Below are 20,891 nucleotides of genomic sequence, written 5' to 3' on the forward strand. Positions count from 1 at the left end.
ACCGAGATCAGTCCTCGGCTTCCTCGAAGGGGTTCTCGACCAGGGCGTTGCTGTGGCCCGCGGAGTGTGTCGCCAGGGACACCGGTGACTGGATCGAACGGAACAGCTCGTTGTCGTTCATGGTTCTCCTTCTTCGATGGGCAAATCGGTTGCGGTGCAACCGATCCATGGACTCGACATCGTCGAGGTGTCCGACCCTACGTCAATCGATAATCATTTTCAATAAGGTTCAGGAACTTTCGAGCTCGTTCGTCACCGTGGCGAGCACCAACCGCAACGAAATCGTTCCGCGCCCTGTTGCCCACACCCCGGCGTCCACCTCGATCACCCGATCGTTGCGGGCCGCCGCCACACCCGACCACAACGGATTGCTCGCCAGCCGGTCAGAGAGAGGCTCGCTGTCGGAACCTGATGAAAATGCCTGCGCGAAGACCACATCCGGATCCACCGACGCGATCTGCTCCACCGATACCGTCGCGAAGGCATCGGTTCCCGCCTGCCACGGATAGTCACTGACGTCCGTGAGAAGCGAGCCGACGGGGGTGTCGACGGAATCGACTCCGAGACTGCCCGGTTCGCCGTACATCGACAGCGTCGTGAGGCCTTTCCACTTGCCCGCGGCCGCATCGACCTCGGCGGTGAACGCCTCGGCAGCTGCGTCCGCCTGCTCCTGCCGATCCGTCAAACGGCCTATCGTGCGGAGGAATTCGACCGAATCCCGCCAGGAAGTCGGATTCACCAGGTACATCGGTGCCACTTCCTCGACGGCACCCCGCAACCCGTCCTGCACTCCCCCGAGTCCGATGACGAGGTCCGGTTCCGAGAGCGCGATGTCCTCGACGTTCTCTTCACCGAATCCGCCCGTGATCTTGCGCATGTCCACATCCGGACCGGCATAGCGGGGATCGGCCGCAAGTTCCTCTCGGTAAGCGACGGGGGTCATGCCCACCTCCTTCAACGCGTCGACACACATGAGCGTCAGGCACGCGATTCGCTCGACGGGTGCATCGAGCTCGATCACCGTTCCGCTGTCGTCGGTGACCGTGACCGCAGCTGCTGCGTCGGCGTTGCCCGCATCGGCGGTACCGCATGCCGCGAGCGCGAACACCGAGAGTGCGAGTGCGCCGAACAATCGAGAAAAGCCGGACAACTTGCGCATGGGAACTCCTTTGCAGAATGATGTATCCGCAATGATAATCATTACCGATAGACGTTGGCGTGCTGCGGGTACCTGCGCCTGCGTCGCCGTGATCGTGCTGGCTCTGTGCCTGGGCGAGCCGACTCTCGATCCGGTGCGCGCGCTCGACGCCGTGCTCGACCCGTCGAATCCCCTCCACCCGCACGTCGCGCTCGTTCGACTGCCGCGTGTGCTGTTGGGCCTGGTGAGCGGTGCAGCCCTCGGACTGGCGGGAGCGTTGATGCAGGATGTACTGCGCAACAGGATTGCCGGTCCGGAGATTCTGGGCGTGTCCTCCGGTGCGGCTGTCGCGATGACGGCAGTTGCCGTGTTTGCACTTCCGTTGCCGCTGACAGCACTTCCCTATCTGGCACTGTGCGGCGCAGCTGTCGCCGGCATTGCGGTCATCACCACCGTTGGACCGACCAGCGACCCTCACCGAGTGGTACTGCTCGGTGCTGCGGTCAGCGCTCTCGCGTCGGGACTGGTCATTGCACTGGTCGGCCTGGGCACCGAAGGGAACCTGCCCCTGCTCTTTCGGTACCTGCTCGGCAGTCTCGGCGAGCGAGGTTGGAGCCATCTCGGTGTCGCAGCACCCTGGCTTGCCGTCTTCATCCCACTCGCTCTGCTCATGCGGCATCGGGTCGCTGCCCTTGCACTCGGAGACGATGTGGCTGCGGGACTGGGCATCTCCGTGATACCGACCCGGCTGACCGCACTGGCGTGCGCCGCAGCGCTCACCGCCGCGGTGGCATCGGTGTGCGGTCCGGTTGCCTATGTCGCGTTGCTGTCCCCACATCTGGCTCGATGGGCTCTGCACACGACGAGTTCACGGCGGATATTCCTGCTCACGCCCATCATCGGCGCAGTCCTGCTCGCTACCGCCGATCTGGCGTCGCGAATCTTGCTGTATCCGATCGAGATCCCCGTGGGCATCACGACGACACTGCTCGGCGTTCCCGTATTGCTGATGGCTCTGCACAGACAAGCCGCGACACGATGAAGGCTCGGCACCTCGTAATGATCGGGATGACGTGCATCGCCGGCCTGGTGATACTTCACCTCGTCTCGGGGCGCAGCGAACTCGAAACGGCCGAGGTGATCAGAGTACTGACCGGCACGTCGGAGGTGCGGGCACACGAGATCATCGTCAGGAACTACCGTCTTCCACGAGTGCTCGTCGGATTGGTTGCCGGTGCACTCCTCGCACTGGCAGGCGTGTTGCTGCAAGCAGTCATGCGAAACCCACTGGCCGAACCGTCGACGACAGGTGTGGGATCCGGTGCGGCGCTGGGCGTTGTGGTGTCGTTTCTGGTGTTGCCCGCCTCCGGTGCCGCACCCCTGGCGTCACTGCTCGGTGCCGCATGTGCCGGACTGGCTCTGTACCTGCTGGGCCGACGCTCCCTGGCGGTCGCGGGAATCCTCATCGGCGCTGTCCTGTCCGCGGTGACATCACTGCTGCTCGTCGTCGATGCACAACCGATGGGCGTGGTTCTTCGATGGCTGATCGGCTCTCTCAATGCAAGGACAACGGACGACTGGAATCGATTGTGGCCCTGGGCAATGGTACTGATACCGGCCGGTCTGCTGTGTGCTTCGCGCGCAAATGCGCTCGTGCTGGGCGACGCGACATCCACCGGCCTCGGGATTCGCCCCCACAGGACTCGAATGTTGCTGCTCGCCATCGCGGTACTGGCCACGTCGACGGCGGTCACGGCCGCGGGTGCCGTCGCGTTCGTCGGATTGATCGCCCCCCACGCCGCACGGGCCGCCCTCGGCGGCGACCACAGGGGACTGATTCCGGTCAGCGTGATCGGTGGTGCCGTGCTGCTGTCCGCCGCAGACCTTCTCGCCTTCAGTGCCTCGATCGACATACCAGGCAACGGACCAGACGTATCGGGACTCCCGGTCGGGGCTGTGACGGCACTCGTCGGCGCTCCCTATCTCATCTGGCTGATCCGAAAGGATGCTCGATGACGGAATACGTCACCACACCGATTCTCGAGACCGTCGACCTCGGTCTCGGGTATCGCAATCGGACGGTATCCGAACACCTCGACATCGCCATCGAGAAGAGAACGGTCACCGCGCTGGTCGGCCCCAACGGATCCGGCAAGTCGACGTTGCTGATGGCTTTGGCCAGGGTGTTGGTCCCTCGCCACGGACAGGTGCGGCTGGACGGCATCCCTGTGCGTGACCGATCGTCGATCGAGACAGCCAGAAGACTTGCGATCCTGCCTCAGACCGCTGTCGCACCGCCCGGGCTACGCGTCCGCGAGCTGGTCGAGCAGGGTCGATATCCGCGGCTCGGTGCGATGTCGATGCTCAGACGGCACGACGACGAGGCCATGCACACGGCGATGCGCTCGACCGGAATCCTCCACCTCGCCGACCGCACTGTCGAATCGCTCTCCGGCGGTGAGCGTCAACGTACCTGGATCGCAATGGCTTTGGCCCAGGAAACCGAAGTGCTGCTACTGGACGAACCCACCACGTATCTCGACGTGCGTCATCAGATCGACGTGATGGAACTGGTCGTCGATCTGGTCGAGAATCGAGGGAAGACCGTGGTGATGGTGCTGCACGATCTCAATCAGGCGGCGCGGTACTGCGACCGGATCGTGGCCATGCGTGATGGTGCGATCGTCGCCGACGGGCATCCCAGCGACATCGTGACACCGACGCTGCTGGACGAGGTATTCGAGATCCGCGCCCGAGTAGTGACAGATCCGGTTGTCGGTAGACCGATGTTCATCGCCGAGTGAGCTGCGGGGTCAGTGTTTCCCCACGACGGCGATGATCAGCTCGGCCAGTTCACCTGTGGCTTCCTCGGGTGCGATTGCGCCCGATACCGCCGCGTGCGACAGCGCTTCCGCTGCACCGAAGATCGCGGTGATCGACGATGCCGAGATCCCGCCGGAGCCGCTGAACGGCTCGAGAATCGACCGGCATCGATCGGAATACGCCCGTTCGGCCGATCGCTTGACCTGTTCGAGTTCGGGCGAGCCCTCCAATGCCGCCAGTACACCCGTCAGCTCACGCCCCTGCGCCAACGCGCAGCCCACGTACGAGTTGGCGATTGCGTGTGCGCGGCCGTTCAACGAGGTGGGCGCGGCGTGGAGGGATTCCTCGAGCATGACCGTTTGCCGGTCGTCGAATTCCGTGAACAGGGCGGCCAGGAGTTCCGCACGCGAGGCGAAGTGGCTGTACACCACGGGTTTTGCGACGCCGGCGTGTTCAGCGAGTCGGCCGAGCGTCAGAGCGTCGGCTCCTTCCGCCCGCACGAGAGCCCAGGAGACATCCACCAACTGGTCGTATCGGTCGGAGCGAGACAGTCGCGTCCGGGCCATCGGGCACCTCCTTGCGCTATATACGAATAGTAACCTACTCTTGGTACATAGCCGCTTCTCCTCACCGAAGGAATCAGCCATGACCACACTTGTCGTAGTCTCCCATTCCGACCCCGACTCCCTGACCCACCACGTCGCTCGATCCGTATCGGACGCGATCCGCACCGCGGGCGACACCGTCGAGACGGCCGATCTGGCGGCCGAGAACTTCGATCCTCGATTCGAGGACGCAGACCTGAAGCTGTTCCGCGGCAACGGAACCACACCGGAGGACGTACGTGTCGAACAAGAACGAATCGATCGCGCCGATCACCTGGTTCTGGTCTTCCCGATGTACTGGTGGTCGATGCCCGCGCTACTGAAAGGGTGGATCGATCGCGTCTTCGTCAGCGGATGGGCGTACGAATACAGCCCTGGAGTCGGGTTCGACAAGAAGCTGGACCGACTCACCGTCCACCTGGTTGCCCTTGCCGGCGACGATGCCGACAGCTTCGAGCGCCACGGCGTCGATGCCGCTTTCCGTACGCAGATCGAGCGAGGCATCATCGAATACTGCGGTGCAACAGTGGGATCGACGAACTTCCTGTACGAAACCGATACCAGGAGTCGCGAGGAACTCGATGCAGAGGTCGCCGATCTCGCTTCTGCCATAGCCGGCCGGGTGGCCGACCGACAGAAGGCCCTCGCCTCCGGCTGATCAGATCTCGACGAGCTCGGAGCGCCGCGTCCCCTGGCGACGGATCCATTGCCATTTCAGGTCCATTGTCGTTCAGGCGCAACGCTTGTCGAAGTCGGAAAACTCGCCCCGGGAGATCAGGTGGGAGTGAGGCGGAAGATCGGGAATCGACGGCCCTCGGCGGTCTCGACGTATTTCGCGAATCCGGAGGAGGCGTCGAGGAACTTCTGCCAACTGTCGGCCCATTCGGCGTCGGGGACTTCCGAGGCCTCCACTGCGACGGTCCGTACTCCCCCATCGTGGGGAACCTCGATGTCGACGCGAGGATGTGCGCGCAGATTGTGAACCCAGGCGGGGTCTTTGGGTGAACCTGCGGCCGAGCCGACGATCAACCAGCTGCCTTCCTGGGAAATCGCCATCAGCGGATTCAGCCGGATCTCGCCACTCTTGGCACCGATCGAGTGCACGACGACAAGGGAATCGCCGAACCCAGCCGTGGACACGTGTCCACCGTTACTGCGGAACTCCTCGATGATCATCTCGTTGAAGTCGGCCATACCACCGATTATGTCGCGGACAGCGTCGGCGCGGACCGGTTTCTCACCGACGGCTCAGCGGCGACGATTTCCATCACCGCCAACCAAAGGTTAGCCTGTGCTCATGCGCGCCTCGGGCGCGCTGCGCCGTCGGGTGATCCCCGGCGGCTCGTTGCTGTCGGAACCCGAAGGACATCCCACGTGCTCAACGTTCGTCGCCGCGCAGGCACCCTCGCCGCCGCTGCTGCCCTGGTCGGATCGCTCGTCGCGTGCGGAGCCTCCGAGGAGGTTCCCGAAGCGGTCTCGGACACCACCGCAGGTGGGACCACCTACCCTCTGACGATCGACAACTGCGGAGAGTCGGTGACCTTCGACTCGGCACCTCAGCGGGTGGTGTCGCTGGATCAGAACTCCACCGAAATTCTCCTCTCGCTCGGCGTGCAGGACCGAATGGTCGGCACCGCGTCCTGGACCGATCCGGTCCGCGAGAACCTCGCCGACGCGAACGCCTCGGTTCCCCGACTGGCCGACAACGCCCCCACCTACGAGGTCGTGGTCGATACCGAACCCGATCTCGTCACCGCATCGTTCGGACGCCACTTCGAGCAAGGCGGCGTCGCTCAGCGGTCCCGCTTCTCCGAAACCGGTGCGGCCACGTATCTTTCACCCACCGACTGCGACGCCGGTCGCAGTGTCAACGGGGGCAACACCCGAACGACTCCGCTCACGATGGAGTCGCTGTACCAGGAGATCACCGAACTCGCGGCGATCTTCGACGTCAACGAGCGCGGTGCCGAGTTCGTCGACGAACTGAAGACCCGCATGGCCGACGCCACCGCGACCACTGCCGAATCGGATGTCTCCGTGGCATTCTGGTTCGCGGACACCAAGAGTCCGTACATCGCAGGCGGACGGGGATCGGCCGATCTACTCGCCAGAACGGTCGGTATGACGAACGTCTTCGCCGACACCGACGACGACTGGCCTGCCGTCGGCTGGGAGACCATGGTGGATCGGGATCCGACCGTCCTGGTACTGGGAGACCTGGCGCGCAACCGTTTTCCCGGTGACCTGCTCGCCGACAAGATCGCATTCCTCGAGTCCGACCCCGTCACGAGCACGATGGCCGCCGTCCGAGACAAGCGCTACATCTCCTTGCACGGTGCGGAGATGAACCCGTCGATCCGGGCCGTCGACGGTGTCGAGAAGGTGTCGGCCGGACTGCGAGACCTGGGACTGTCGTCCTGACCGCGACCATCACCCGTCGGCGCTCCGCCCAGCGATCGCAGACCTCCCGCAGCCTGTGGCGTTGGGTGTTCGCCCTGCTGGGCGGGGTCGTGCTGTGCGTGGTGTCGGTTCTCGTCGCCATCACCCTCGGGCCGGCGAACATCTCGCTGGTCAACGTGCGCGACGTGGTGCTCAACCATCTCGGCATCACCGACATCCCGGTGAAGGTATCGAAGAACGCGATCATCTGGGAGGAGCGACTCCCCCGTGCGCTCGTCGCTGCAGCAAGTGGCGTCGGACTCGGCATCTGCGGCGTCATCATGCAGTCGCTTCTGCGTAATCCCCTGGCGGACCCGTTCGTGCTCGGTGTCTCCTCGGGTGCCTCGACGGGTGCCGTCGTGGTCGGTGTCCTCGGTGTCGGCGGGGCCGCGCTCGGGCTGTCCGGTGGTGCGTTCATCGGTGCACTCGTCGCGTTCGGCCTGGTGTTGTTTCTCGCCCGAATGTCCGGCAGCGGAAACGATCGCGTGATTCTCGCCGGTGTTGCAACCACTCAATTGTTCTCGGCCCTGACGTCTTTCGTGATCTTCGCGTTCGCCGACTCGGACGAGACGCGCGGCGTGATGTTCTGGCTGCTCGGTTCGTTCGAGGGTGTGCGATGGAACGACGTCGTGCTGTGTGTGACCGTGGCCGGCATCGGCGCGGTGGTGTGTTGTTACTACGCGTACGTCCTCGACGCGTTCGCGTTCGGCAACTCGGTGGCGTCCTCGCTCGGCTTCGACGTCAAGAAGGTCCGATTGGCTCTGCTCGTCGGCACCGCCCTGATCACCGCGACATTGGTCAGCGTCGCCGGTGCGATCGGTTTCGTCGGCCTCATTCTTCCGCACGCCGCGCGACTGTTGGTAGGGCCCAACCACAGCCGCCTCGTGCCCACCACTGCCGTCATCGGCGCGATCTTCATGGTGTGGGTCGACGCCGTCTCCCGGGTCGCGTTTGCGCCGACCCCACTTCCGGTCGGCGTCGGAACGGCGTTGGTCGGCGTTCCGGCCTTCATCGCGATCATGGCTCGAAGGAGGGGAATTCGATGACACTGCACGCATCGAACGTGTCCTGGAAGCGCGGTGGCGTCCTGGTGGTCGACGGCGTGACCCTGCATCCGGGGCCCGGTCGCATGGTGGGACTGTTGGGCCCCAACGGTTCCGGTAAGTCCTCACTGCTCCACCTGATGGCCGGGGCCGCATCACCCACCGCTGGTGTCGTCGAACTCGACGGTGCGGAGCTCGGTTCGCTCAAGCGCAGACACATCGCCCGCGCGGTCGCGGTCGTCGGACAGCACGCGCACACGGACGTCGACGTGACGGTCGGAGACGTCGTGCGTCTGGGACGCATCCCGCATCGCGGGGCTTTCGGTGGAAGCGACCTGGACGACGACGCCGTGGACGATGCACTCGCGCAGACCGGACTCACCGACAAAGCGGATCGATTGTGGCGCACGCTCTCCGGTGGTGAGCAGCAGCGGGCGCACATCGCTCGCGCACTCGCCCAACAGCCCCGCGAGATGTTGCTGGACGAACCCACCAACCATCTCGATATCCATCACCAGCTCGAGCTGTTGGCCCTCGTTGCGCGCCTGCCGATCACCAGCGTCGTCGCGCTCCACGACCTGAACCTGGCGGCGATGTTCTGCGACGAGGTCCTGGTTCTCAAGGACGGCAGGGTCGTCGCAGGCGGCACACCCGCGGAGGTGCTGACCGAGGAACTGATCGCCGAGGTCTACGAGGTGCGAGCGCGAGTGTCCGGAGACGGCGACGGGCGCGTACACATCCGCTTCGATGCGGGCACCGTGCACGAGTTGTTCGAGGACAACCGCCGGGTACTCGGCACCTGAAAGGTTCGCGATGCTGTGCCCTCAGGGTTGGGTACGGAGATTCGTGGTAATCCTTCTGTCATGACCGACTCCTCGCCGCAACCGACGGTACCGACCACGGGCCTGCCCGCATTCGGGTTCGAGACGACCTTCGCCGACGAGGTTCCTGGACTGACAGTGCCGTGGCAGGGCACCCACGCGCCGGTTCCTCGGGTGCTGATTCTCGACGATGACCTCGCTCGGTCTCTCGCGCTCGACCCGACGTCGCTGCGCACGGCCGAGGCAGCCGGTGTGCTGTCCGGGTCGATTCCTCCGGCCGAATCCGCCACTGTGGCAATGGCGTACGCGGGTCATCAGTTCGGCAATTTCGTTCCCCTGCTGGGGGACGGCCGAGCACTGCTGCTCGGCGAGCTGCGCGATGATCGGGGCCATCGAGTCGATCTGCATCTCAAGGGGTCCGGCGCTACCCCGTTCTCGCGTGGGGGCGACGGGAGAGCGGTAGTGGGCGCCATGCTGCGCGAGTACCTCATCAGCGCAGCGATGCACGCGCTGCACATTCCCACCACACGTTCGCTCGCCGTCGTCACCACCGGTGAACAGGTGGTGCGAGAAGGAGGTCCGCAGCCCGGGGCAGTGCTTGCCAGGGTCGCGTCGAGCCATCTGCGGGTGGGCACCTTCGAGTTCGCGGCTCGGCGCGAGGGGCTCACGCAGCCCCTCGCCGACTACGCGATAGCCCGCCACTATCCGGAACTGCTCGAGCTGCCGGTCGAGGAGCGCTGTCTCGCCTTCTTCGAGGCTGTCGTCGAAGCCCAGGCATCGCTTGTCGCGCAGTGGATGTCGGTCGGATTCGTGCACGGTGTAATGAACACCGACAACACGACGATCTCCGGGGAGACCATCGACTACGGACCGTGCGCATTTCTCGACTCCTACGATCCGGCTACGGTGTTCAGCTCCATCGACCACGGCGGACGCTATGCCTACGGCAATCAACCCGCAGTGCTCGGGTGGAATCTGGCCAGGTTCGGCGAAACACTACTGCCCCTGGTCGATTCGACGCCCGATACCGCCATCACGGCTCTCACCGCGGTGCTGGACACGTTCGGGGAACGCTACCGCCGGCACTACTCTGCCGCGATGGCCCTCAAGCTCGGCCTGGCAGACGATGGCGCGGACGCGGCGCTCGTCGACGAACTGCATCGGTTGCTCACCGACCACCGCGCCGACTGGACCCTGACCTTCCGTGCCCTCGCCGAAAACCTGCGCGGAGACTCGTCGCCCTTCGACTCCCTCGTTCCACCGGACGCGTCCGCGGAGTGGCTCGAGCGTTGGCGGACAGCGGTTTCGGCGCGGGGACAGGACTATTCATCGATCGCCGACGGGATGGATCGCGTCAACCCCGCCTACATTCCCCGCAACCATCTGGTCGACGCCGCACTCAGGTCCGCGACCGAGGGCGATCTCGCGCCTGTCCAGCGTCTGCTCGACGTCGTCACGACACCGTTCGACCGCCGCGACGAACGGTCCGAGTACGCCCTGCCCGCGCCTGCGAACTTCAGCGCCGGATTTCGGACCTTCTGCGGGACCTGAAGATGTGACGGGCAGCGCGGTCAGGCAGGCGCAGCGAAGAATTCGAGGGCAATGTTGTCGGGATCACGGAACGAGATTCCGGAACCGTAGTGTGCGTGTTCGATACCGCTGTGCGCGATGCCGAGTCGGTCGAGCGTCGATACCCAAGACGCCAGGTCGTCCTGTGTGCAGCCGAACGCGATGTGGTCCACGCCCGTTCTCTTCTCGTCGAAGGCACCGGAGACCTGAGCGTCGCCGTGGGTGTGCAATCCGAACAGCATTCCGCCGTCGAGCGCGAACACGGTGTGGTGATAGTTGCCGGATTCTTCGTCCTCGTCGAGTACGGGGGACGCATCGAACAGTCGTGAGTACCACTCGGTGCTGGCGGCAAGATCGGATACGGTCACGGCCACGTGGGAGAGGCCGGGGAAGTGCGACATGCGCTGGTCCTTTCGTCGTCCCCGTCCACGTTAGGCACCGACGTCTGTGTGCCACCCGAGATCAGCGCAATACTGCCCGTTCGGCGGGGTTGTGTTCACGACGTCCGCTTCTGTTCGGCTCTGATCAGGCCGCCGCCGACGATCAGTCGTTGAATCTCGCTGGTCCCCTCGTACAACCGAAGCAGCCGGACATCACGGTAGATGCGCTCCACCGGCACCTCACGCATGTACCCGGCACCACCGTGAATCTGAACAGCCAGATCGGCGACCTGGCCGACCATCTCGGTGCAGAACAGCTTCACCGCAGACGGCGCGATACGGCGATCGGTCTCCTGCACCCACGCCCGCGCCGCCTCACGCACCATCGCCCGGCCCGCCATGACACCGACCTGTTGATCGGCGATCATCGCCTGCACCAACTGGAAGTTGCCGATCGGCTCCCCGCCCTGAGTGGACGACGCGGCATGAGCCACCGACTCGTCCAAGGCACGCTGCGCCTGACCGACGGCCAACGCCGCGATATGCACCCGCCCCCGCGCCAACGACGTCATAGCCGCCTTGTACCCGATATCGATCTTGGGTCGTTCCGCAGGCTCCACTCCGGCGTCGCCGTTGCCGCCCACCAACGCATCGGCCTCGACGCGCACGTCGGTGAAGTTCACGTCGGCAGTGCCCGAGCCCTGCTGCCCCATCTTCGCGTCCTTGACGCCCACCTCGATGCCGGCCGTGTCGGAAGGGACCAGAAATACTGCAATACCGTTGCCACTCTGCGGTTTCGGGTCCAATTTGGCGAAGACGACGAACATGTTCGCGATCGGCGCATTGGTGATGTAGCGCTTGCTGCCGTTGATCACCCAACCCGAGCCCTCGACCGTCGCCGTCGTCTTCAACCCCGCTGGATTCGACCCGGCCCCGTCCTCGGTCAGCGCGAAGGACGCAACGACGTCGCCGGTTGCCATGCCCGGCAACCACGTCGCCTTCTGCTCCTCGGTACCGAACCCCACGAGCACCTGCCCGGCGATCCCGTTGTTGGTGCCGAACATCGATCGCAACGACAGCGAGGTGTAACCGAGCTCCATGGCCACCTCGACGTCCTGAATCAAATTCAGGCCCACACCGCCCCACTCCTGCGGAATCGCGTAGCCGAACAGACCCATCTCCGCGGCCTGCTGTCGCAGATCGTCCGGAATCGAATCGTTGTTCATGATCTCCAGTTCACGAGGAACCACACGTGAGCGCACGAACTGCGAGATCTGCTTCAACACGTCCGCGAAGACGTCGTCCGGTACATCGGGATTCAGCGTGTCCATGGAACCACTATCCCCCCATGGGTGGATCGATTCGTCCGAACCGACGGGATTTTCCTGGCAGGACGGAACCGTCCCACCACATCGGCTCTCCCGTTTCGGATCTCAGCCTCCGATCGGCGTCGAGTATTCGAATCCGAGGAGCTGATCTTCATCTGTGGCTCGAACAGCCGTCACCCAGAAGACGACCCGAACTGGCCGATTGCCTGCGCGAGATCGATGACGTCCGCATATTTGGCCTGCAGGTCGAGCAGGTTCGACTCGTGCATGCCCGGCTCCCGATCACCACACGCATCTGCCACCACCAGAGGACGGAAACCGTGCTGCAGTGCGTCGGTCGCGCTTGCACGGATGCAGCCGCTGGTGGTCAACCCACAGATGTACAGCGTGTCCATGCCGCGGGCGGTGAGAGTGGCCGCCAGAGAGGTACCGAAGAACGCACTTGCATACTGCTTGGTCACCACGGTCTCCCCGGCGATCGGACGGGGGTCGACGGGAAATTCGCCCAGTTCCGAGCCCTCCTCGAAGACCGTCAGAGCCGGAATCTTCGTCGTGAAGAGCCCGCCGTCGGTTCCGCCGGGCTGATAGCTGACCCGGGTGAACACAACCGGAACACCGGCTGATCGTGCGACCGAAACCAGCTGTGCCGCAGCCTCTACTGCCGCTTCCACCGGGGCACGCAGGGGCGAGCCGTCCACCAGGTAGGCCGCGACGATGTCGACCACCAGAACCGCCGGGTTACGGCCGGGGCCCAGCTCACCGGCAAATCCCGACTCCCGGTACGACCCGAGCGTGTCGCTCACGCGCGCACTGCCTTACGGACGTTCACCGGCGGACGCGGGGCGGGCAATCCGGTTTCGGCCTCGCACCGCTCGAGGATCTTCTCGATCGACGGCCCCTTGTCGAACACTGCGATCTCCCCGCGCGCGGCAGACATCTCACTGCGCGCGGCCTCGGAGGCGGACGAATCGACGACACCGTCGGCATCGCAGACGATTCCGTAGCCGATGCGGGCACCCTCGGTACTGACCAGACCCCGCCGAACTTCGAGACCGACCAGTTCGGGATCCCGCTTCAGCGGGTCGCCCCAACCGCCGCCGCCCCACGTGACGAAGTGCAGCACGTCGCCTCGTCCCACCGGTACCTCGTGGATCTTGCTGGCCAACACCTCGACCTCACCCGATGCTCGGACGATCCACTTCTTCCCTCTCGCACCGGGTTTACCGCCGTTGACACCCCACGGATACGTGAGCCACCGGTCGTCGTGAATGGCGATGGTGCCCGGCTCCTCGAAGTAGTACGCCACGTCGACGCCGTTGCCGCCGCGATGAAGCCCGGCCCCGCCGGTGTCGGTGACGGTCTCCCACCGCTCGACACGCAGCGGATAGTAGGACTCGAGGTACTCGCAGGGGATGTTGACGAACGACGGCCACAGCGAGTGACCGTCCGGCCCGTCTCCCATCGGACGACCGGGGATACCTCCGAATCCGATCGAGTACAGCTGGAACCACTCCCCGTCCCGCGCGCCCCCGTCGTAGTGACCGGAGTACATGAAGTGCGGCGACGACGAGAAGCCTGCGGCGTTGAGAATCTCGGGGTTGTTCTTACCCAGCAGCCCACCGAAAAGGTCGAAGACACGGCCGATTCCGTGGTTGCGGCCGTTGAGTGCAGCCGGATAGCGCGGCTTCCAGAACGAGTCCTCTGGAATGGTCACGTCGATCAACGGATAGAAGCCGTCGTTCCACAGAATCTGCGGGTCGGCCACGGTGATGACGTAGATGCCGAAGAACATGCGTACGAGATTCTCGTTGATGAAGTAGTTGATCGGCCCGACGGCCTGCGGTGCCGCCTTGCTGAAGTCGAGGTGGATCTTCTCCCCGTGCCGGGTCAGCTCGATGGTCAGTTCGTAAGGGCCGTAACCACATCCGTCATCGCAGATGAAGTCGCTGAACTCGATGGTCTCGCCGTCGACGAACAGCATCGCGAGCAGCACCTTCATGGCCTGATAGTTCCTGTCGAGCAACGCGTCGAGCGCCGACAGATACACGTCGACGCCGAACCGGTCGCAGAGTTCGACGATGCGCCGCGACGCGGTGGTGCACGCTGCGACCAGTCCGTTCAGGTCTGCTCGGTTCCAGTCCGGCTTGCGCACCTGGTTGAGAATGATGTCCAGGGCGGTCTCGTTCAATTCGCCTGCGCTGTAGAGCTTGAAGGGCGGGATGACGACGCCCTCCTCGAAGATGGTGTGTGCATCGGTCGGCATGGACGACGGCGTCTTACCCCCGACGTCGGCCATGTGCCCGAACATCGACGACCAACCGACGACCCGTCCGCTGTGGAAGATGGGCAACACGATCAGCCAGTCGTTGGCGTGACTGATGGCAGCACCACACGCGTAAGGATCGGAGGTGAGCAGGATGTCGCCCTCGCCGACGGTGCCGGAGAAGTTGTCGAGGAAGTCGGGAACGGACAGGCCGAACTGCCCGACCACCATTTTGCCGCTCGGATCGGCGATGAGGGGAAATTCGTCGTGCTGTTCGCGGATACCCGGCGACAGTGCCGTCCTGAAGAGGACCTCGTCCATCTCGGCACGGGCGTTTCGCAGGGCGTTCTCGATGATGTCGAGCGTGATCGGGTCGACGGGAACCGTGGTGAACGGGGTCTTCGAGGTCTCGATGATGGTGGCCATCAGCTCTCCTGCAGTCGAGTGGTGCGATGGGTGTCGTCGGTGCCGACGGGGTTGATGAGAAGGCATGCACTGCGGTGGACCGTGGCCGTGTGTCCGGACAGCACCAGCGTGGTGGAGTCCATCTCCGTGATCACTGCCGGACCCGTCACGACGTTGCCTGCCAACAGTTTCGAGCGGTCGTAGATGCCTGCCTTTGCGTACTGCCCGTCCATCCAGACGTCGTTCGTGGTGATCAGCGCCGCGGATGGATCGTCGCCACCGTCCTCCAACGGCTGGAACGCCACCTCGGGGCGTGGACCACTGACCGTGACTCGGAGGTTGATGACCTCGCGTTCGTTCTTGAGCAGGAACGAGAACAGTCGCTGGTGTTCGGCGTCGAAGGCAGAGCCGAGAGTCGACAACAGCTCCCCCGAATCGAGGGCGGACGCGTCGAGGTCGACGGGAATCTCGAAACCCTGACCCTGATAGCGCAGGTCCACCTGATAGGTAGCGGTCTGCTGGTCTGCTGGCACGCCCTCGGACGAGAGCCTTTCCGACGCCGCATCGGCCAATTCGGCAAGAGCTGTGCGCAACTCGGCGTCGTCGATGTCGGAGAAGGCACGAACCATGGTGCGCGCAGCCTCGTCCCGAAGACACGTCGTGGCGTCGCCGTACGCGCAGAGGACCCCGGGCGACGGCGGGACGATCACCGGCCACGACCCGGTCAGTCGACCCAGCGCGTTGGCGTGCAGCGGCCCGGCACCGCCGAACGAGACGAGTGCGAAATCGCGAGGGTCGTAGCCCTGCTGCACACTGACCAATCGCAGTGCGCCGAACATGTTCTCGTTGACGATGTCGACAATTCCGGATGCGGCTTCCTCCGGACCGGCCAAGCCGATGGCCTCGGCGATCGTCGCCACCGCGGTGCGACTCGCGTCGGCGTCGAGATCTACCTCCCCGCCCGCCAAGGAGGCCGGGAGGTAACCGAGAACGACGTTCGCGTCGGTCACCGTCGGGTCGGTTCCGCCTTTTCCGTAGGCGGCAGGCCCGGGGTCGGCCCCGGCCGATTGCGGCCCGACCCTCAATGCTCGCGTCAACTCGGGCACGTGCGCGATGGAACCGCCACCGGCACCGACCGTTCGCACGTCCACGCTCGTCGCGCGGACGGCGAGGTCGCCGACCTTGGTCTCACGGCCGATACGTGGTTGCCCACCGAGCACGAGGGCGACGTCTGTGGACGTCCCGCCCATGTCGAAGGTGAGAAAGTCGGAGAAACCGGCTTGCTCGGCGAACCACACGGCCCCGGTAACCCCACCCGCCGGACCCGACAACAGCAACGACACCGGCGCCTCCGATGCCTTCGCCGACTGCACCAGTCCGCCGTCACTTCGTAGGATCGACAGCGGAGCCTTGATCCCCCTGTCCTGCAACGAGTTGTCGAGATTGCGTACGTAACGCGACACCTCGGGCTGAACGTAGCTGTTGGCCACGGTGGTCAGGGTCCGCTCGTACTCCCGCATCTCGGGCAGGACCTGACTGGAGATGGAGATCGGAATGCCCGGGAGCTCGTCGGCAGCCCACTCGGCGATCTTCTTCTCGTGTGCGTCGTTCGCATAGGAGTTGATGAGCGAGATCGTCAGCGCTTCGATACCGGCACCGGCGAGGCGACGCAACTGACCCCGCGCCTGGTTCTCGTCGAGCGCCGTCACCTCGGAGCCGTCCGCCGCCAGACGACCCACGACCTCGACGGTGTTCTCCAGCGCTGCAAGCGGTTCGGGCTTCGGCCAGATGATCCATCCCGCCAACCCTCCCGGTACGTACGATCTGGCGATCTGCAGGACCTGCCTGAACCCGTCCGTGGTGACGAGTCCGACGCGCGCTCCCCGGCCCTGCAGGATGGCGTTGGTCGCCACCGTGGTGCCGTGGAGCACCTGATCGATCTCCGACGGTTCGATGCCGGCCTTCGAGCACACTTTGTCGATGCCGTTCAACACCCCGACGGACTGATCGGCCGGCGTCGACGGAGTCTTGGCTCTGTAGGTGGTACCGGTCGTTTCTTCGAGAAGCAGAACGTCGGTGAAAGTTCCGCCGACGTCGACTCCGAGTCGATAGCGCATGATGATCTCCGGTGGTGTGCGGTGCGGTGAGTGAGGACGATGCGGTCGAGCTCAGATGATGCCGCGGTCGACGAGCGCAGCCCGTTCGGCCTCGGTGAGACCGAGGAGCGATCCATAGATGTCCGAGTTGTGTTCTCCCAGTTCAGGTCCTGCATGCCGGACGGCTCCGGGGCTGTCGCTGAGCTTTGGCACGACGCCCGCCATCGGGATTTCGCCGAAATCGGGATGGGCCAGGCGCACGATGGCGTCGCGGGCCGCGAAATGCGGATCGTCGAACATATCGCGAGCGGTGTAGATGCGGCCGGCGGGAACACCGGCCTCGTGGAGGATGTCGAGAACCTCGTCGGTTCCCAGATCTGCGGTCCATGCCGAGATGACGTCGTCCAGTTCGTCCATGTTCACCCCGCGTGACGCGTGGTCGACGTACCGGGGATCGGATACGAGATCGGCCCGCCCCATTGCGGTGACCAAACGGGCGTACACCGAATCCTGGTTCGCGGCAACCAGAATCATCTCGCCACCCCTCGTGGGGTAGACGTTGCTCGGCGCGATGTTCGGCAGCACCGATCCGGTGCGTTCGCGCTGGTAGCCGCCGATCTCGTATTCCGGGAGCAATGATTCCATCATCGCGAGCACGGCCTCGTAGATCGCCGAATCCACCAGTTGCCCACGCCCCGTTCGCTCCCTGTGGTGCACGGCCGTGAGGACGCCGATCGTCGCGAACACCGCGGCCAGGGAGTCGCCGAGCGAGATTCCGGCCCGAGAGGGTGGCAGATCCGGATTACCCGTCACGTATCTGATTCCGCCCATCGCCTCACCGATCGAGCCGAACCCGGCGCGGGGAGAGTAGGGCCCGTCCTGGCCGTAGCCGGTGACTCTGGCCATGATCAGGCGTGGGTCCAGTGTGCGCAGATCCTCGTACCCTAGCCCCCATCGCTCGAGAGTGCCGGGGCGAAAGTTCTCGACGACGATGTCCGACTTACCGATGATGTTGCGCGCCAACGCTTGTCCTTCTTCGGTGCGGAGGTTGCATGTCACCGACTTCTTGTTCCGCGCCACCACCGGCCACCACAGCGACTTGCCGTGGGGTTTTTCCCGACCCCATTGCCGCATCGGGTCACCCTTGCCCGGCGGCTCCAGCTTGATCACCTCGGCTCCGAAATCTGCGAGGAGTTGTCCGCAGAACGGTCCTGCCAACAACTGACCCATCTCGACTACTCGTAGGTCTGACAACGGCCCTGTTGCGGCCTCGCTCATTCGGACTCCTTGGCTTCGTCGGGCGTGAGAGATTGCAGTAGAACGTGTTTCGCTGCGCGGACGTGCGCCCGCATGACCGAGTCGGCCCAGATCTCGTCTCCGCTTCTCAACGCGGCCACCAGATCTCGATGGTGTGCGTGGCTGCGGGAGAGATCGGCAGGCGAGTAGCGGTGAAAGGTGCGCATCACGAGGGGGAGTTGGATGACCGCGCTCAACATCGTCAGCAGGCGCGTGCTGGCGGCGGCGGTACGCACGATGGCATGGAACTCGTCGTTCAACTGCGCCATCAGGTCGAGCCTCTGGCCGGCGTCTCCGGCCGCCGACGATTCCATGAGATCGCAGAGTTCGCTCAGCCGGTCGAGGTCTTTCTCCTCGATACGACGAGCAGCGCGAGCGGCAGCCATGGCCTCCAGCGTCATACGCAGGTCGTAGATCTCCTCGAGATCGTCTGCAGTCCAGGTGTACACACGGGCTCCGCGATGCGGAACCACCTCGACGAGCCCTTCCATCTCCAGCTGCCGCAGGGCCTCACGAACGGGCGTCCGACTGGTCTCGGTCAGCTCGGCGATATCGACCTCACCCAGCCTGGCACCGGGCGCGTACGTGCCCGCAATGATCCCCTCCCGGAGGTGGGAATACACACGATCCACGGCTCTGGCCACTGAAGGCCTCCGATCGAAGATGGGCTGGTTGTTCACAACTTAGGACCATCCCCACCTCCTGTCCACGAGAATCGCAAATTTTCTCCGAAAGAAACACAGGTGTTGCATACAACGAGAGCGGGGAGAAGGATCGTGGGATGACGTCTGTGCAACTTGTCGAGGTGGGCCCGCGTGATGGATTGCAGAACGAGAAGACTGCATTGTCGGTGGATCAGAAGATCGAGTTGATCGCCCGAAGCGTTGCAGCGGGAGCGAGGCGAATCGAAGCGGTCAGCTTCGTGAACCCTCGCCGGGTGCCACAGATGGCCGGGGCCGAGGAGGTGATGGCCGGGATCGAACGACGCGACGACGTCTCCTACATCGGCCTCGTGTTGAATCGCCGCGGACTCGACAGAGCGATCGACGCACGCGTGGACGAGGTCAACGTGGTGGTCGTCGCATCCGAGGAGTTCAGCCGGCGAAATCAGAATTGCTCTGTCGCAGAAGCAGTGTCGACTGCGCGCGATGTCATTCGAGACGCCGGATCCGCGGGCTTGGCCACCACCGTCACCATCGCGGCGGCGTTCGGTTGTCCGTTCAGCGGAGAAGTCGATCCTCGTTACGTGGGCGAGATTCTCGCGCAGTTCTCCGACGACCGACCGTCGGAAATCGCCTTGGCGGACACCATCGGCGTCGGCGTGCCGGCACAGGTCCGCGTCTTGGCCGATATTGCGAGTGAACGAGCACCGGGAATCCCACAGCGCTGGCACTTCCACAACACGCGGAACACGGGCTACGCCAATGCGTTGACTGCTCTCGAGACGGGTGCGCGAGCGCTGGATGCCAGTATCGGCGGCTTCGGGGGTTGCCCGTTCGCCCCCGCGGCAACGGGCAACATAGCGTCCGAGGACCTGATCTATGCACTCGATCGATCCGGAGTCGAAACCTGTGTGCACCAACAGGTTCTGGTCGATGCCGCGGCGTGGCTCGGGAGTGCACTGGGCAAAGAGGTGCCGGCCCTACTCGGACGGGCCGGAGGCTTCCCCGGCGAGTGACGCTGCCTGTCGTCGACACCCCGAGCATCGGCTCCCCAGTTCCGGATATGTGCCTCCGATCGGCGTCGGATATCCGGGTCCGGGGAGCTGATCCGCGGCGACGATCTCTCAACGACGGGTCGCGGCGAACACGTCGACCGGGTGCGGCACCCGAGGCCTGCCATCGGCACCCGGCACCGAGACCGCGTCGAGGTAGGCCCGCACGGGCCCGCGCAGCTCCGGGGTCAGCCGGGCCTGCACCGCGAAGTCCAGCACCTCGTCGATCGCGGTGGAGAGGTCGACCATCGCGTCCAGCGTGACCGAGTCGTCGAGAGCAATCCCGTTGTCCACGAACGCTTTGTCGACGTCGGCACTGAACCACTGCCGGTGGCCCTCGAGCGGAGGGGCGAGCACACCGACCAGAGCGTTGAGCGCGGCCGACGGTGCAACGGCCACCCACAGTTCGCCGCCGGGCCGCAGCAGGTCGAGCGCGCCGCGCAGGGTTGCCCCCACGTCGGCGACGTAGTACATCGAGTGCACGAACATCACGACGTCGAAAGTCTCGTCCACCGGGACGTCGTCGAACGACGCGACGTACGCGTCGGCGTCGAGCTCGTCGGCCGTCAGGGCGGCCATCTTGGCGGCGAACAACGTCGCGCTCCCGGGCCAGGGGTCGATGCCGACGTATCGCACCGGTCGGCCGGGCACCTGCTGCATCAGCCCCGCGGCGAGGCGGACGTCCAGCGAACCGTCACCGCAGCCCACCGACAGCACCGAGATCGGTCCATCCCCCACCCTGGCCAGCCGCCCGGACAGGTGCTCGGCGATGAGGCCGCGCTGGTCGGAGAGGAACTCGAAGGCGGCATGCCCGCGAGCGTAGGAGCCGGGGTCGAGACCGGCGAGGGCCGCCGCGCCACGCCGCGCCGCCCGCAACCCGTCGAGGAGCACGGCCGCGGTGTCGGTCGACGAAGTCGGAGCTATGTTGGACATTGGACCGAGTCAACCACGACGCCCCATCCGGTGCATCG

The 20,891-nt window shown here is 64.8% G+C and carries 21 protein-coding genes; 9 read left to right on the top strand and 12 right to left on the bottom strand.

Annotated features, from left to right (window positions below; all coding sequences use genetic code 11):
- Window positions 1–7: 7 nt before the first annotated feature.
- Together amiA and CH291_RS04800 are read right to left on the bottom strand one after the other, a co-directional pair.
- A complete protein-coding gene (gene amiA, locus CH291_RS27110; protein ID WP_254924168.1) occupies window positions 8–121 on the bottom strand; it encodes a streptamidine family RiPP in 114 nt (37 codons plus the stop codon).
- Window positions 122–229: 108 nt separating this feature from the next.
- Window positions 230–1,159, bottom strand: coding sequence for an ABC transporter substrate-binding protein (locus tag CH291_RS04800; protein ID WP_176460310.1), 930 nt, complete (start codon window positions 1,157–1,159; stop codon window positions 230–232).
- 31 nt (window positions 1,160–1,190) lie between these two features.
- On the opposite strand from CH291_RS04800, the gene CH291_RS04805 reads away from it, so the two are divergent.
- From CH291_RS04805 to CH291_RS04815, 3 genes are read left to right on the top strand one after another with little or no spacing between them, the layout of a single operon-like run.
- Complete coding sequence (locus CH291_RS04805; protein WP_179272169.1) at window positions 1,191–2,180, top strand: FecCD family ABC transporter permease; 990 nt, start codon at window positions 1,191–1,193, stop codon at window positions 2,178–2,180.
- 26 nt (window positions 2,181–2,206) lie between these two features.
- The gene (locus tag CH291_RS04810) at window positions 2,207–3,154 is read left to right on the top strand and encodes a FecCD family ABC transporter permease (RefSeq protein ID WP_179272170.1); all 948 of its coding nucleotides are present in this window, start codon (window positions 2,207–2,209) and stop codon (window positions 3,152–3,154) included.
- A complete protein-coding gene (locus tag CH291_RS04815) occupies window positions 3,151–3,942 on the top strand; it encodes an ABC transporter ATP-binding protein (RefSeq protein WP_068056055.1) in 792 nt (263 codons plus the stop codon). Before CH291_RS04810 ends, CH291_RS04815 begins: the two co-directional genes overlap by 4 nt.
- 9 nt (window positions 3,943–3,951) lie before the next feature.
- Here CH291_RS04815 and CH291_RS04820 read toward each other — a convergent pair whose 3' ends face one another.
- The gene (locus CH291_RS04820; protein ID WP_068056052.1) at window positions 3,952–4,527 is read right to left on the bottom strand and encodes a TetR/AcrR family transcriptional regulator; all 576 of its coding nucleotides are present in this window, start codon (window positions 4,525–4,527) and stop codon (window positions 3,952–3,954) included.
- Between the two features lie 79 nt (window positions 4,528–4,606).
- On the opposite strand from CH291_RS04820, the gene CH291_RS04825 reads away from it, so the two are divergent.
- Window positions 4,607–5,224: an NAD(P)H-dependent oxidoreductase gene (locus CH291_RS04825; protein WP_094670485.1), complete on the top strand. Its 618-nt coding sequence runs from the start codon at window positions 4,607–4,609 to the stop codon at window positions 5,222–5,224.
- A gap of 116 nt (window positions 5,225–5,340) precedes the next feature.
- On the opposite strand, the gene CH291_RS04830 is transcribed toward CH291_RS04825, so the two are convergent.
- On the bottom strand, window positions 5,341–5,760 hold the full coding sequence (locus CH291_RS04830; protein WP_068056047.1) for a nitroreductase/quinone reductase family protein: 420 nt from the start codon (window positions 5,758–5,760) through the stop codon (window positions 5,341–5,343).
- A 180-nt stretch (window positions 5,761–5,940) separates the two neighbouring features.
- Here CH291_RS04830 and CH291_RS04835 point away from each other — a divergent pair, with 180 nt between their 5' ends.
- The 4 genes from CH291_RS04835 (at window position 5,941) to CH291_RS04850 (ending at window position 10,420) form a co-directional block, all read left to right on the top strand.
- Window positions 5,941–6,987, top strand: coding sequence for an ABC transporter substrate-binding protein (locus CH291_RS04835; RefSeq protein WP_094670486.1), 1,047 nt, complete (start codon window positions 5,941–5,943; stop codon window positions 6,985–6,987).
- Between the two features lie 65 nt (window positions 6,988–7,052).
- Complete coding sequence (locus CH291_RS04840) at window positions 7,053–8,051, top strand: FecCD family ABC transporter permease (RefSeq protein WP_373455107.1); 999 nt, start codon at window positions 7,053–7,055, stop codon at window positions 8,049–8,051.
- On the top strand, window positions 8,048–8,851 hold the full coding sequence (locus CH291_RS04845) for an ABC transporter ATP-binding protein (RefSeq protein ID WP_094669621.1): 804 nt from the start codon (window positions 8,048–8,050) through the stop codon (window positions 8,849–8,851). Before CH291_RS04840 ends, CH291_RS04845 begins: the two co-directional genes overlap by 4 nt.
- A gap of 60 nt (window positions 8,852–8,911) precedes the next feature.
- The gene (locus CH291_RS04850) at window positions 8,912–10,420 is read left to right on the top strand and encodes a protein adenylyltransferase SelO (RefSeq protein ID WP_094669622.1); all 1,509 of its coding nucleotides are present in this window, start codon (window positions 8,912–8,914) and stop codon (window positions 10,418–10,420) included.
- Window positions 10,421–10,440: 20 nt separating this feature from the next.
- Here CH291_RS04850 and CH291_RS04855 read toward each other — a convergent pair whose 3' ends face one another.
- From CH291_RS04855 to CH291_RS04885, 7 genes are all read right to left on the bottom strand, one after another.
- The gene (locus CH291_RS04855) at window positions 10,441–10,839 is read right to left on the bottom strand and encodes a VOC family protein (RefSeq protein ID WP_068056035.1); all 399 of its coding nucleotides are present in this window, start codon (window positions 10,837–10,839) and stop codon (window positions 10,441–10,443) included.
- 95 nt (window positions 10,840–10,934) lie between these two features.
- Window positions 10,935–12,149 carry an acyl-CoA dehydrogenase family protein gene (locus CH291_RS04860; RefSeq protein ID WP_094638213.1) on the bottom strand — a complete coding sequence of 405 codons (1,215 nt, stop codon included), beginning with the start codon at window positions 12,147–12,149 and terminating at the stop codon, window positions 10,935–10,937.
- Between the two features lie 170 nt (window positions 12,150–12,319).
- The gene (locus CH291_RS04865; protein ID WP_094686850.1) at window positions 12,320–12,949 is read right to left on the bottom strand and encodes an isochorismatase family protein; all 630 of its coding nucleotides are present in this window, start codon (window positions 12,947–12,949) and stop codon (window positions 12,320–12,322) included.
- On the bottom strand, window positions 12,946–14,835 hold the full coding sequence (locus CH291_RS04870) for a hydantoinase B/oxoprolinase family protein (RefSeq protein WP_094669624.1): 1,890 nt from the start codon (window positions 14,833–14,835) through the stop codon (window positions 12,946–12,948). Before CH291_RS04870 ends, CH291_RS04865 begins: the two co-directional genes overlap by 4 nt.
- Window positions 14,835–16,931 (bottom strand): hydantoinase/oxoprolinase family protein, encoded by a 2,097-nt coding sequence (locus CH291_RS04875; protein WP_094686851.1) that lies wholly within the window; start codon window positions 16,929–16,931, stop codon window positions 14,835–14,837. The genes CH291_RS04870 and CH291_RS04875 overlap by 1 nt, the downstream gene beginning before the upstream one ends.
- A gap of 51 nt (window positions 16,932–16,982) precedes the next feature.
- Complete coding sequence (locus tag CH291_RS04880) at window positions 16,983–18,188, bottom strand: CaiB/BaiF CoA transferase family protein (protein ID WP_094669626.1); 1,206 nt, start codon at window positions 18,186–18,188, stop codon at window positions 16,983–16,985.
- Window positions 18,185–18,850 carry a GntR family transcriptional regulator gene (locus CH291_RS04885; RefSeq protein ID WP_068056015.1) on the bottom strand — a complete coding sequence of 222 codons (666 nt, stop codon included), beginning with the start codon at window positions 18,848–18,850 and terminating at the stop codon, window positions 18,185–18,187. The genes CH291_RS04880 and CH291_RS04885 overlap by 4 nt, the downstream gene beginning before the upstream one ends.
- Window positions 18,851–18,987: 137 nt before the next feature.
- Here CH291_RS04885 and CH291_RS04890 point away from each other — a divergent pair, with 137 nt between their 5' ends.
- Window positions 18,988–19,884, top strand: coding sequence for a hydroxymethylglutaryl-CoA lyase (locus CH291_RS04890; protein ID WP_094669627.1), 897 nt, complete (start codon window positions 18,988–18,990; stop codon window positions 19,882–19,884).
- 108 nt (window positions 19,885–19,992) lie between these two features.
- On the opposite strand, the gene CH291_RS04895 is transcribed toward CH291_RS04890, so the two are convergent.
- The gene (locus CH291_RS04895; protein ID WP_094669628.1) at window positions 19,993–20,853 is read right to left on the bottom strand and encodes a class I SAM-dependent methyltransferase; all 861 of its coding nucleotides are present in this window, start codon (window positions 20,851–20,853) and stop codon (window positions 19,993–19,995) included.
- Between the last annotated feature and the right edge of the window lie 38 nt (window positions 20,854–20,891).

Origin of the sequence: Rhodococcus sp. 14-1411-2a, assembly GCF_002259485.1 — a bacterium.
Taxonomy (GTDB): domain Bacteria; phylum Actinomycetota; class Actinomycetes; order Mycobacteriales; family Mycobacteriaceae; genus Rhodococcoides.

Bases quoted from the DNA above. Each gene is read 5' to 3' on its own strand.
- CH291_RS04855 (WP_068056035.1), bottom strand. From the start codon at position 10,839: ATGTCGCACTTCCCCGGCCTCTCCCACGTGGCCGTGACCGTATCCGAT.
- CH291_RS04810 (WP_179272170.1), top strand. From the start codon at position 2,207: ATGACGTGCATCGCCGGCCTGGTGATACTTCACCTCGTCTCGGGGCGC.
- CH291_RS04820 (WP_068056052.1), bottom strand. From the start codon at position 4,527: ATGGCCCGGACGCGACTGTCTCGCTCCGACCGATACGACCAGTTGGTG.
- CH291_RS04845 (WP_094669621.1), top strand. From the start codon at position 8,048: ATGACACTGCACGCATCGAACGTGTCCTGGAAGCGCGGTGGCGTCCTG.
- CH291_RS04880 (WP_094669626.1), bottom strand. From the start codon at position 18,188: ATGAGCGAGGCCGCAACAGGGCCGTTGTCAGACCTACGAGTAGTCGAG.
- CH291_RS04800 (WP_176460310.1), bottom strand. From the start codon at position 1,159: ATGCGCAAGTTGTCCGGCTTTTCTCGATTGTTCGGCGCACTCGCACTC.
- CH291_RS04895 (WP_094669628.1), bottom strand. From the start codon at position 20,853: ATGTCCAACATAGCTCCGACTTCGTCGACCGACACCGCGGCCGTGCTC.
- CH291_RS04850 (WP_094669622.1), top strand. From the start codon at position 8,912: ATGACCGACTCCTCGCCGCAACCGACGGTACCGACCACGGGCCTGCCC.
- CH291_RS04825 (WP_094670485.1), top strand. From the start codon at position 4,607: ATGACCACACTTGTCGTAGTCTCCCATTCCGACCCCGACTCCCTGACC.
- amiA (WP_254924168.1), bottom strand. From the start codon at position 121: ATGAACGACAACGAGCTGTTCCGTTCGATCCAGTCACCGGTGTCCCTG.
- CH291_RS04815 (WP_068056055.1), top strand. From the start codon at position 3,151: ATGACGGAATACGTCACCACACCGATTCTCGAGACCGTCGACCTCGGT.
- CH291_RS04870 (WP_094669624.1), bottom strand. From the start codon at position 14,835: ATGGCCACCATCATCGAGACCTCGAAGACCCCGTTCACCACGGTTCCC.
- CH291_RS04805 (WP_179272169.1), top strand. From the start codon at position 1,191: ATGATAATCATTACCGATAGACGTTGGCGTGCTGCGGGTACCTGCGCC.
- CH291_RS04830 (WP_068056047.1), bottom strand. From the start codon at position 5,760: ATGGCCGACTTCAACGAGATGATCATCGAGGAGTTCCGCAGTAACGGT.
- CH291_RS04875 (WP_094686851.1), bottom strand. From the start codon at position 16,931: ATGCGCTATCGACTCGGAGTCGACGTCGGCGGAACTTTCACCGACGTT.
- CH291_RS04890 (WP_094669627.1), top strand. From the start codon at position 18,988: ATGACGTCTGTGCAACTTGTCGAGGTGGGCCCGCGTGATGGATTGCAG.
- CH291_RS04860 (WP_094638213.1), bottom strand. From the start codon at position 12,149: ATGGACACGCTGAATCCCGATGTACCGGACGACGTCTTCGCGGACGTG.